Source organism: Actinoplanes subglobosus (genome assembly GCF_042650585.1).
In the GTDB taxonomy this organism is placed as follows: domain Bacteria; phylum Actinomycetota; class Actinomycetes; order Mycobacteriales; family Micromonosporaceae; genus Actinoplanes; species Actinoplanes subglobosus.
This window is the reverse complement of the sequence record NZ_JBHSBL010000005.1, coordinates 346092-357786: the sequence shown is the minus strand read 5'-3', so window position 1 is coordinate 357786 and position 11695 is coordinate 346092. Positions and strand designations below refer to the sequence as shown.

Below are 11695 nucleotides of genomic sequence, written 5' to 3'. Positions count from 1 at the left end.
TTTCAGGCCCGAAGCTCCGTGCACCCTTCCTTTGCGGTCCAGATCAAGACCCGTGCTCTGGTACGCCGTAAGCCCCTGCACCCTCACTCACCAAGATCACCGCGCTCCACCGGCCCCACTCCCGCCGCAGCGCCTTCCGCACCTCCCCACCTCACCTCCCTACCGCAGTACTTCCCGCACCCACCGCAGCACTTTCCGCACCTCCCGACCCACGCCCTCGGCCCAACCGCGCCCTACTCCCTCGGCCCAACCGCGCCCTACTCCCTCGGCCCAACCGCGCCCTACTCCCTCGACCAACCGCGCCCATCACCCCTCGACCAACCGGGCCCTACGCCCTCGGCCAACCGCGCCCACCACCCTCGGCCAACCGCGCCCTACGCCCTCGGCCCGCTCCCGTCCGGCAGCCCCGTCGCGCCGTCGCGCCCCTGTTCGGCACAGTCCACGCCCCACCCATCCGGCCCACGTCTCCGGACGATCCCCACCGCCAGATTCGCCCGAATAGTCCGGCAGCGCTCTCACCCAAGCCCTAGCGCGTGGACCCGCCTTGCCAGATCTTGACCGTCTTACCACCGGAAGCGGTGGTAAGACGGTCAAGATCTGGCAGGCTGGCCCGGTTGGTCAGCGCTGGGCGCGATCGACTGCCATCCCGGACCCGATGCTCGGGCGTCCGCCGCTCGGCCCAAGGTTCTCGCCGGCGGCCCGCAGGACATCGATCTACTTGAGCCTGCCCGCGAAGCCCGGACCGACCACCCTCGCGAAACCCGGACCGACCACCCTCGCGAAGCCCGGACCGACCACCCTGAAGACAAGGCCATCCGGATCCACCCGCTCGCCTGCACCGCGTTCAAGGGCGTTGCCGACGCGCGAAACCTCCCGACTGCGCGGCATTGCGCCTATCACGCGATTGAACGCACACGATCCGCGATCGCATGCTGTAACCCCCGCACCCGGGGCGACGGGATCCGGCGACCGGCCCCGACCTGTTCGAGCAGCGGCCAGGCCTGCGCCGACTCTCCCCGCCGGACATGTACGACGGGGGGCCCGGGCGACCACTGCCACCCGGGCCCGCCGTCGAATGGAAGCTACTTGTTCGCCAGGAGCTCGCGCTTCTTGTCGCGGGAGGTCTTGGCCAGACTGGCGACCGTGGCGACCGCCAAGGTTCCGAGGATCACCAGCAACGACAGCCAGATAGGGATCTCCGGAGCCCAGTGGAAGCCCTCGCCGCCGTTGATGAACGACAGGCTGTTGGTGTGCAGCGCCTCCAGGACCAGCTTCACGCCGATGAAGGCGAGCACCACGGCCAGGCCGATGTTGAGGTAGACGAGACGCTCCAGGAGACCGCCGAGCAGGAAGAACAGCTGGCGCAGGCCCATCAGCGCGAAGACATTCGCGGTGAAGACCAGGTATGGCTCCTTGGTGATGCCGAAAATCGCCGGAATCGAGTCGAGCGCGAAGATCAAGTCCGTGGTGCCGATCGCGATCATCACGATGAGCATCGGGGTGAAGAGGCGCTTGCCGGCTTCCGTGACGACGCTGAACCGGCCGTCGCCGAACTCGGACGACAGCGGCAGTGCCCGCTTCGCCCAGCGGATCAGGATGTTCTCCTTGAACTCCTCTTCCTCGTCCTCGCCCTTCACCAGCGTGATCGCCGTGTAGACCAGGAACGCACCGAAGATGTAGAACACCCACGAGAACTGTGTGATCAGCGCGGCACCGGCGGCGATGAAGATGCCCCGCATGACGAGCGCGAGCACGATGCCGATCAGCAGCACCTTCTGTTGCAGGTGCCGTGGCACGGCGAACCGGGCCATGATGATCACGAAGACGAAGAGATTGTCGACGCTCAGCGAATACTCGGTGAGCCAACCGGTGTAGAACTCACCGGCCGCCTGGCCACCAGCGGTGAGCCAGACCCCGATACCGAAGACCACGGCGAGGCCGACGTAGAACGCCACCCATCCGCCGGCTTCCTTCATGCTGGGCTCGTGTGGCCGGCGCCCGATGATGAGCAGATCGACGGCGAGCACCGCGATCAACGCGACCAGGGTGGCGACCCAGACCCATGCAGAAACGTTCAACTAAGGACCTCCGGCAGACACGGGTCGTCGCTGCGCCCACCCATGGATCGGATGAGAACAGCGACGTGCGACTGTCGGAGGTCTCTTCCGCCACGGATCTCGGATCCGTGACCACCGGCCCCGGGCCCACCCCGAAGGGCGTTCCGTGTTGACGAGACCGGAGCGGGGGAATACTCCCCTCCCACAGGAGCCATTGTTACGCATCCTTGGCGCGAACGGCACACCGGGAGGCCAGAGAGTGGTACGGCTCGCCGCCGAAACGCCCCATCCGGGCAGATACGACATCCGCCGCACGTCCACAACCTCGAAAGCGCCGTCGTTTTCCTCAGCCTACGCCGTGACCAGCGACAATCCGGGTAGTTCGGCGCGCATACAGCCCGTCAGGCATCCTAGTATGCTGCTCATCCGGTGCGTATGGGACGCTTGCCGGCATGGTTCTCGAAGTCACCCTGATCGACGTACTCCCCGGCCGGGAAGGTGACTTCGTCGATGCCTACGAGCTGGCCCGGCCCCTGGTGGCGACCACGCCCGGCTGCCGCTCGGTCCGCCTCAAGCGCGCCGTCGAGTCCCCACAGCGCTTCGTGCTCCTGGCCGAATGGGACAGCATGGAAGCCCACGAGCACAATTTCCGCCGCTCTGACCGTTTAGCCCAATGGCGCGCACTGATCGCCGGCTCCCTGGCACAGCCACCACTCGCCGAGTACTTCACCGACGTCCCCGGCAACAACTTCTTCACCGCTTAACAATCAACCATCGAGGGGTACGGCCAGAGCACCCCCGCCCAGCAACGGGCGACCCAACAGGTGCCCACCAAGGCCTTTGGATCAGGTGCCCACCACGCCTTTGGATCACGACACGGATCCCGGCACGCCGACCCTCGGGGTCACCAGACCTGGCCCAGCCGGGCCGACGAGTCCCCAGACCCGGCGCAGGCTCAAGGTCACCGGACCTGGCCCAGCAGTCGCCACACCTGGCGCGGGCCAGCCTCAAGTCACCAGACCTGGCGCGGGCCAGCCTCAAGTCACCAGACCTGGCCCAGCAGTCGCCACACCTGACGCGGGCCAGCCTCAAGTCACGGCTCCTGGCCAAGGCCTCAAGTCACCGCTCCTGGCCAAGGCCTCAAGTCACCGCACCTGGCCCAGCCGGGCCCACCAGTCACCAGACCTGGTGCAGGCCTCAAGTCCCGGACCTGGCCCAGCCGGTTCACTGGTAGCGGGCGCGCTGCCCCATGTCCTCGAACCCGAGCCACCGATAGAGACGCGCGGCCGAAGGATTGTTCACGTTGACGGTCAGCCACGCCTCGGTCGCACCAGCACCAGCCATCCGTCGCAACGACTCCCGGATGAGCGCCGCACCGAGACCGGACCCCCGAACTGCCGGAATCACTCCGACCTGCACGATCCATCCCTCGGCAGCGGTGACGAACCCGGCATCACCGTGCCCCGGCACCGTCGCCAGGATCGACCACTCGGCCCGGAAGTCGTCGTCCTCGGTGTTCTCCTCGATCCATTCCTGAGCCGTCGGATCGGGAAAGCCCGGCCGGTCCCGGAACGACGCCGCATAGACCGCATGGAACCGCTCCGCGGTCTCGTCCGACCACTCGACCACAGTGGCACCCTCCGGCCAGCCGGCCTCAGACCCGCCCGCGGACGGCTTGATCCGCATCACATCCTCACCGAAGACCCGCTCCAGCCCCCGCGAGGCGAACAGCTCCGCCGCCCCCGACGTAAACCCTTCACACTCCACAGTCACCGAACCAGCCGCGGGCGCCGAGGCGGCGGCAGAAGCGGGGACGGACGCGGAAGCAAGAGCGGCGGCGGGTGCCACATCCGCAGCAGAAGCTGGGGCGGCGGCAGAAGCGGGACCGGCGGCGGGCGGCAGATCGGCAACGGGTACCAGGGCGGCGGCAGACGCTGGCGCGACGGCAGAAGCGGGACCGGCGGCGGGCGGCAGATCGGCAACGGGTAACAGGGCGGCGGCAGATGCTGGGGCGGCGGCAGAAGCGGGACCGGCGGTGGGTGCCAGATCGGCAGCGGCAGCGAGGGCGGTGTCGAGCAGCGCCGACCCGATGCCGCGCCCGCGGAACGCCGGGTCCACCAGACCGCTGAGCATCGGCCCGCCCGCCGAGGGGCGCACCGCGGCCGCTCCGATCAGCGCGCCGCCGTCCCTGACCTCGAACGCCACCGTGCCCGCGGCCAGCCATCGCCCACGAAGGAACCACGGCTCGGTCACCAGGGGCATGCCGCCGTCGGCTGCCCGGCACCGTCGCACGAGATCCAGCAACTCGTCCTCGGGCAGGGCATCCGCCACCCGTCGCACTTCAGCCGTCATGGCCGCCAGGGTAGTGATGGGCATGCCCCCGGACGACCGGTTATTTCACCCCCGCCATGTCCATGCCGCGCAACTCCTTCTTCAGCTCGTGGATCTCGTCGCGGATCCGGGCGGCCAGCTCGAACTGCAGCTCACGGGCCGCACCGAGCATCTGGTCGCTGAGGTCCTGGATGAGCTGCGCCAACTCGGCCCGGGCCATCCCGGCGCGGGCCGGTGTGGCCGCCGCCTTGCCCTTGGACCGGGTCTCCGGGACGGGCGCCTTGCCACGGGACATCTGCCGGCCGGCACCGCCGACCAGGGTGCCGCCGACCACCTCGTCGGTGTCCTCGGCCTCCTTGTAGATGTCGTCGAGGATGTCGTGGATCTTCTTACGGAGAGCCTGCGGTTTGATGCCGTTGGCCTCGTTGTGGGCGATCTGCTTGGCCCGGCGCCGGTCGGTCTCGTCGATCGCGTCGCGCATCGACGGCGTGATCTTGTCCGCATACATGTGGACCTCGCCGGACACGTTACGGGCGGCGCGGCCGATGGTCTGGATCAGCGACCGGCCACTGCGCAGGAAGCCCTCCTTGTCGGCGTCGAGGATCGCCACGAGCGACACCTCGGGCAGGTCGAGGCCCTCACGGAGCAGGTTGATGCCGACCAGCACGTCGTAGTCGCCCTTGCGCAGCTCCTTGAGCAACTCGACGCGGCGCAGCGTGTCGACCTCGGAGTGCAGATAGCGCACGCGGATCCCGTTCTCCAGGAGGTAGTCGGTGAGGTCCTCGGCCATCTTCTTGGTGAGGGTGGTGACCAGGACCCGCTCGTCCTTCTCGGTCCGCACCTGGATCTCGTGCATCAGGTCGTCGATCTGGCCCTTGGTGGGTTTGACCACCACCTGCGGGTCGACCAGGCCGGTGGGCCGGATGACCTGCTCGACGAACTCGCCCTGGGCCTGCTGCATCTCCCAGTTGCCCGGGGTGGCGGAGAGGAACACCATCTGGCCGACGCGCTCCAGGAACTCGTCGAACCGCAACGGCCGGTTGTCGGCGGCGCTGGGCAGGCGGAACCCGTGCTCGATCAGGATCCGTTTCCGGGAGGCGTCGCCCTCATACATCCCGCCGATCTGCGGGATCGTCACGTGCGACTCGTCGATGACGGTGACGAAGTCGTCGGGGAAGTAGTCGAGCAGCGTGTAGGCCGGCTCGCCGAAGGTGCGCCCGTCCATGTGCATCGAATAGTTCTCGATGCCGTTGCAGAAGCCGACCTGCCGCATCATCTCGATGTCGTAGGTGGTCCGCATCCGCAGCCGCTGCGCCTCGAGCAGTTTGCCCTGACGCTCGAACTCGGCGAGCCGCTCCTCCAGCTCCGCCTCGATCTCGCGGATCGCCCGCTCCATCCGCTCCGGGCCCGCGCCGTAGTGCGTCGCCGGGAAGATGATCAGCTCGTCGACCTCGCGGATCACGTCGCCGGTCAGCGGGTGCAGATAGTAGAGCTTCTCCACCTCGTCGCCGAACAGCTCGATCCGGACGGCGAGCTCCTCATAGGCCGGGATGATCTCCAGAGTGTCGCCCCGGACCCGGAACGTGCCGCGCTGGAAGGACATGTCGTTCCGCGCATACTGAATGTCGACCAGGCGACGCAGCAGCTTGTCGCGGTTGACATCCTCGCCGACCTTCACCCGGACGGCGCGATCCACATATTCCTGCGGGGTGCCGAGGCCGTAGATGGCGCTGACGGTGGCGACCACGATGGTGTCGCGCCTGGTCAGCAGCGACATGGTGGCCGAGTGCCGCAGCCGCTCGACCTCCTCGTTGACCGACGAGTCCTTCTCGATGTAGGTGTCGGTCTGAGCGATATACGCCTCTGGCTGGTAGTAGTCGTAGTAGCTGACGAAATATTCCACCGCGTTGTTGGGCAGGAGCTCGCGGAACTCCTTGGCCAGCTGGGCGCAGAGCGTCTTGTTGGGCGCGAGCACCAGGGCCGGCCGCTGGAGCCGCTCGATGAGCCAGGCCGTGGTGGCACTCTTGCCGGTGCCGGTGGCGCCGAGCAGGACGGTGTGCCGATCGCCGCCGCGGACCCGCCGCTCCAGCTGATCGATCGCGGCGGGCTGGTCACCGGCTGGCTGGTAGTCGCTGACGACCTCGAACCGGCCGTCGAGTCGTGGGATGTCGAGCGCCATGCCCACCACCGTACGTCGGGGGTATGACAAGTTTCCGGCGCGGCGTGCTCAGGATGCACATTCGGCCCGCGCTCCCGGCATTGTCCGGGCCTTCGGGGGCGCCCTACGCTGGGCGGGTAGGCCGCTCGCGGCGGCCGCCGGCAGCCCGGGCACCCACACGGCCCGACCGCCGCACCGTGGTTCGATGCGCCCCGGACGCCCTGGCGAGCGCACCCACGGTGGGTCAGTCGACCCGGCCGCCGCGAGGGCCCTGCACCACGACACGGACCTCGACCGGCCGCCCCGGATCCGCGCCGCCATGCAGCCGCTCGGGCGGCACCCCGCCCGGCCGTGCGGGAAAGCCCAGCTCACCGAGCTTCCCGGCAAGCCCGTCGGCCTCCTCGGGGGTGCCCACGCCGACCATCAGATCGATGACGTCCCGCGCCTTCCGGCCGGGGACCGAGGTCGGCCCGACATGCTGGATGTCAGCGACGTCACCGATACCGTGCCGGATCCGGGCGATCAGCCGGGCGGCCGCCCGGGGCCACTCCGGATCGGGTTCCACCATCGGCGAATCCGGATCGACCACCACGGAACGGCCGGACCGCAGGTTGCTCTCGAACGGCACAAGCCGGTCATGCCACAGCTCGTCGACCCGGGCGTGCAGCCCCTCCAGGTCGTCCTCGTTCGTCAGCACCACGTCAGCGGCGGCCCGCCGGCTCGCGTCGCCGGTCTGCGCGTCGATCCGTGCGGTGGCCTCCGCCACCGACATGCCACGCAGGCGGGTGAGACGCTCCAGCCGCACCCCACGGTCGGCCATGACCACGATCACCAGGTGGTACGACGAAGCGAGCCCCACCTCCACCAGCAGCGGCACGTCGTTGACCACAATCGAGCCGGGCGCTGCCGCACGGGTCAACGCGTCGGTCCTCTCCCGTACCCGAGGATGAATGATCTTTTCCAGCCGACGCCGTGCCGCCTCGTCACCGAACACGCGGGCCCCGAGCGCCGGCCGGTCGAGCGCGCCCTCCGGCGTGAGGACACCGGCCCCGAACGCCTCGATGATCTCGGCGAGCCCGTCCGTGCCGGGCTCGACCACCTCACGGGCCATCAGATCCGCGTCGATGATCACCGCGCCGCGCTCGGCGAGCCGCCGGGCCACCGCGCTCTTGCCGGCACCGATTCCACCCGTGAGCCCGACTCTCAGCATGGGATCAAGTATCGCCACAGCCCGGCCGCACCACAGAGCCGGGGAGGGAAGAGCAGGCGAAGGAAGGCAGAGCGGCACCCGGAAAGCCGGCGGCAGAGCGGCACCCGGGAAACCCGCGGCAGAGCGGCACCCGGAAAACCGGCCGCAGAGCGGCACCCGGGAAACCCGCGGCAGAGCGGCACATGGGACCGGCGGGCAGGGGCAAGCCGGAGGACCGGCGGGCGGAGGGAAATGGGGTGACCGGCAGGCGGAAAGGCGAAAGGCCGCCCCGACCGGAGTCGGGACGGCCTTTCGGTGGTACTGACTACAGCTACCGCTGGATCAGCTCTTGCCGCCGGCCAGCTTCTCGCGCAGAGCGGCGAGAGCCTCGTCGGTGGCCAGGGTGCCCGCGGGCTCCTCAGCGGAGCGCGCCGGGGCCGACGAACTCGAGGAGGAGGTCGACGACGAGGTGGTCACGCCGCCGGCCGGAGCCGGGTTGAGCGCGGCCTCGGCGTCGGCGTCGCGGGACGCCTGCACCTGCTTGGTGTGGGCCTCCCAGCGCTCGCGGGCGTCGGCGTACTGCTTCTCCCACGTCTCGCGCTGCTTCTCGAAGCCCTCGAGCCACTCGCCCGTCTCCGGGTCGAAGCCCTCCGGGTAGATGTAGTTGCCCTCGGCGTCGTACGTCGCGGCCATGCCGTAGAGGGTCGGGTCGAAGTGCTCCTCGCCCTCGACGAAGCCCTCGTTGGCCTGCTTGAGCGACAGCGAGATCCGGCGACGCTCGAGGTCGATGTCGATGACCTTGACCAGAACGTCCGAACCCACCTGGACGACCTGCTCGGGCAGCTCGACGTGACGCTCGGCCAGCTCGGAGATGTGCACCAGGCCCTCGATGCCGTCGTCGACGCGGACGAACGCGCCGAACGGGACGAGCTTGGTGACCTTACCCGGCACGATCTGGTTGATCGCGTGGGTCCGGGCGAACTGACGCCACGGGTCCTCCTGGGTCGCCTTCAGCGACAGGGAGACACGCTCGCGGTCCAGGTCGACGTCGAGAACCTCGACCTCGACCTCCTGGCCGACCTCGACGACCTCGGACGGGTGGTCGATGTGCTTCCAGGAGAGCTCGGAGACGTGCACGAGGCCGTCAACGCCACCCAGGTCAACGAAGGCACCGAAGTTGACGATGGAGGACACGACGCCCTTGCGGACCTGGCCCTTCTGCAGCTTGTTGAGGAACTCGGTACGAACCTCGGACTGCGTCTGCTCGAGCCAGGCGCGACGGGACAGGACCACGTTGTTGCGGTTCTTGTCCAGCTCGATGATCTTCGCCTCGAGCTCCCGGCCGACGTACGGCTGGAGGTCGCGGACACGACGCATCTCGACGAGCGAAGCCGGGAGGAAGCCGCGGAGGCCGATGTCGAGGATGAGGCCACCCTTGACAACCTCGATGACGGAGCCGCGAACGACGCCGTCCTCCTCCTTGATCTTCTCGATGGTGCCCCACGCGCGCTCGTACTGCGCACGCTTCTTCGAGAGGATCAGACGACCTTCCTTGTCCTCCTTGGTGAGGACGAGGGCTTCGATGTGGTCACCGACCGACACCACTTCCGCGGGGTCCACGTCATGCTTGATCGACAACTCGCGCGAGGGGATGACGCCCTCGGTCTTGTAGCCGATGTCGAGCAGGACCTCGTCCCGATCGACCTTGACGACGGTGCCTTCGACAATGTCGCCGTCGTTGAAGTACTTGATGGTCTCGTCGATGGCTGCGAGGAATGCTTCCTCGGATCCGAGATCGTCGACGGTGACCCGGTTGGCGCTCGAGGTGGCCTCGATGCTGCTCGTCATGTGGACAGTTGCTCCGAACGGAATGGATTCGTGGTGTCTCCCGCGCTCCACGGAACTGTCGTCGGAAACGACACGAGCGAGCGAGACGACCAACCCGAGAGCAGTCACATCAACGCAGTCGATCATGCCGAGACCGACGACCACGGAACCTGCTCCCTGCCGAGGCACACGATCCGCGAGCGCATCGACTAGCTTACCGTGCGCATTACCACAGGTTGCAAGCCCTCCTGAGGACCGCGGCACATTGCCGTCCGAGAACCCGCCAGCATGCCCCTTATAGGCCGAATCGGGACGGTCAACACGCCTGTCGTACCGTTGCCGGGTGACTTCGTCCCACTCGTTCGAGACACCCACCGGCAGTGTGACCGAGACCGAGGCGCGCCGCGCGAACCGGTCCTGGTGGGACCTCGACGCCGACGACTACCAGGACGAACACGGCGCCTTCCTGGGTGACGTCGACTTCGTCTGGTGCCCCGAGCGACTGCGGGAGGCCGACGCGCGCCTGCTCGGACCCGTACACGGAAAAAAGATTCTGGAATTGGGCGCCGGCGCCGCGGCAGCCAGCCGGTGGCTGCGCCGCGAGGGCGCCCATCCGATCGCGATGGACCTCTCGGCGGGCATGTTGCGGCACGCCCGGGAGGCGGCGGAGCGCAGTGGGGTACGGGTACCGCTCGTCCAGGCCGACGCGATGGCCCTCCCGTTCGCCGACGGGGCGTTCGACGTGGTCTGCACGGCGTTCGGCGCGATCCCGTTCGTGGCCGACTCGGGTGCGGCGATGCGCGAGGTGGCCCGGGTGCTGCGACCCGGCGGCAGTTGGGTGTTCTCCATCACTCACCCGATGCGGTGGGTCTTCTGGGACGAGCCCGACGAGACCGGCCTGCTCGCCCGGAACTCGTATTTCGACCGCTCCCCCTACGTCGAGCGCGACGAGGACGGGACCGTCTCCTACCTGGAACAGCACCGCACCCTCGGCGACCGGATCCGCGAGCTGGTCGCGGCCGGCTTCGTGCTGCGTGACCTGGTCGAGCCGGAGTGGCCGGAGGATCACCAGGAGATCTGGGGCCAGTGGAGCCCGCTGCGCGGCCGGCTCTTCCCGGGCACCGCGATCTTCGTCTGCGACCTCCCCAAGCTCTGACCGGTGCCGCCCGCCGTTTCCGCGCCGGCGGGCCGGGTATGCGCCGATCATGACCAAGTCGAAGAAAAGCCTGAAAAAGGGCGACAAGGTGAGCTGGCGCAGCCACGGGGAGACGGTTCGCGGCACGGTCCAGCGGAAGATCACCCGACGGACCGAGAGCGCCGGGCGCACCGTCGCGGCTTCGCCCGAGGAACCGCAGTACCAGGTCCGAAGCGACCGGACGGGCCGCGAGGCGGTGCACCGGCCGGAGGCGCTACGCCATGGCTGACGTGCACGCTTGGTGCGGCGCGTGGCTGAACCGGGCCGGACCGCTCATACAGCGCGCGACCGAACCGGGGCCGGACCGCTCACACCTCGCACCGCTGAGCCGGGGCCAGACCGCTCACACCTCGCACCGCTGAGCCGGGGCCAGACCGCTCAGACCTCGCACCGCTGAGCCGGGCCCGGACCGCTCACACCTCGCGCGGTGGCAAGGCCCGCTCAAGTGAGCGGGCGCCGCGCGCCGGGGACGGTTGGGCGGGCGCCGCGCTCAGGGGACGGGACGGCCGGCGTCGAGGACCCCGGCCAGGCGGGTCAGCTCGCCGGGAACCGCCCGGTAGTAGACCCAGGTACCGCGGCGGGCGCCGTGGACCAGACCCGCCTCGCGGAGGATCCGCAGGTGGTGCGAGATGGTGGGGCCGGTGAGCGGGAACGCCTCGCTGAGCTCGCACACGCAGATCTCGCCCTCGGCGGCCGAGGCGATCATCGACAGCAGGCGCAGCCGGACCGGGTCACCCAGGGCCTTGAACGTGCCGGCGAGGTCACCCGCCTGATCCGAGTCCATCGGCCCGTGCCCGATGGCGACCGGTTCGTCCACGACGATCGAGCCATCGTGAGCGGCGATCGGCCCGGAATGCGACCCGTGGCCGTGGGAGACGGCCGTCCGGGGTCGGGGTGCGTTCGCAAGGGCCGTGGCGGCCTGCCCGGTCATCGCCCCG

9 protein-coding genes are annotated in these 11695 nt (G+C 68.9%); 3 read left to right on the top strand and 6 right to left on the bottom strand.

The features are described from left to right. Positions 1-1082: 1082 nt before the first annotated feature. On the bottom strand, positions 1083-2078 hold the full coding sequence (locus ACFO0C_RS05100) for a TerC family protein (protein WP_378065328.1): 996 nt from the start codon (positions 2076-2078) through the stop codon (positions 1083-1085). A 431-nt stretch (positions 2079-2509) separates the two neighbouring features. On the opposite strand from ACFO0C_RS05100, the gene ACFO0C_RS05095 reads away from it, so the two are divergent. Beyond that, positions 2510-2821 (top strand): antibiotic biosynthesis monooxygenase family protein, encoded by a 312-nt coding sequence (locus tag ACFO0C_RS05095; protein WP_378065327.1) that lies wholly within the window; start codon positions 2510-2512, stop codon positions 2819-2821. Positions 2822-3281: 460 nt separating this feature from the next. Here the strand turns inward: ACFO0C_RS05095 and ACFO0C_RS05090 are convergent, their stop codons facing one another. From ACFO0C_RS05090 to rpsA, 4 genes are all read right to left on the bottom strand, one after another. Next, positions 3282-4409, bottom strand: a complete 1128-nt coding sequence (locus tag ACFO0C_RS05090) for a GNAT family N-acetyltransferase (RefSeq protein ID WP_378065326.1) — start codon at positions 4407-4409, stop codon at positions 3282-3284. A 40-nt stretch (positions 4410-4449) separates the two neighbouring features. Then, complete coding sequence (uvrB, locus tag ACFO0C_RS05085; protein WP_378065325.1) at positions 4450-6567, bottom strand: excinuclease ABC subunit UvrB; 2118 nt, start codon at positions 6565-6567, stop codon at positions 4450-4452. A 223-nt stretch (positions 6568-6790) separates the two neighbouring features. Continuing rightward, entirely contained in the window at positions 6791-7756 is a 966-nt protein-coding gene (gene coaE / locus ACFO0C_RS05080) for a dephospho-CoA kinase (RefSeq protein ID WP_378065324.1), read from the bottom strand. 321 nt (positions 7757-8077) lie between these two features. Further along, positions 8078-9583, bottom strand: a complete 1506-nt coding sequence (gene rpsA / locus ACFO0C_RS05075; protein WP_378065323.1) for a 30S ribosomal protein S1 — start codon at positions 9581-9583, stop codon at positions 8078-8080. Between the two features lie 322 nt (positions 9584-9905). Between rpsA and ACFO0C_RS05070 the strand changes: the two genes are divergently transcribed. Then, positions 9906-10718, top strand: coding sequence for a class I SAM-dependent methyltransferase (locus ACFO0C_RS05070; RefSeq protein WP_378065322.1), 813 nt, complete (start codon positions 9906-9908; stop codon positions 10716-10718). A 49-nt stretch (positions 10719-10767) separates the two neighbouring features. Further along, positions 10768-10986 (top strand): hypervirulence associated TUDOR domain-containing protein, encoded by a 219-nt coding sequence (locus ACFO0C_RS05065; protein WP_378065321.1) that lies wholly within the window; start codon positions 10768-10770, stop codon positions 10984-10986. 261 nt (positions 10987-11247) lie between these two features. Here ACFO0C_RS05065 and ACFO0C_RS05060 read toward each other — a convergent pair whose 3' ends face one another. Further along, the gene (locus ACFO0C_RS05060; protein ID WP_378065561.1) at positions 11248-11541 is read right to left on the bottom strand and encodes an ArsR/SmtB family transcription factor; all 294 of its coding nucleotides are present in this window, start codon (positions 11539-11541) and stop codon (positions 11248-11250) included. Positions 11542-11695 lie beyond the last annotated feature (154 nt).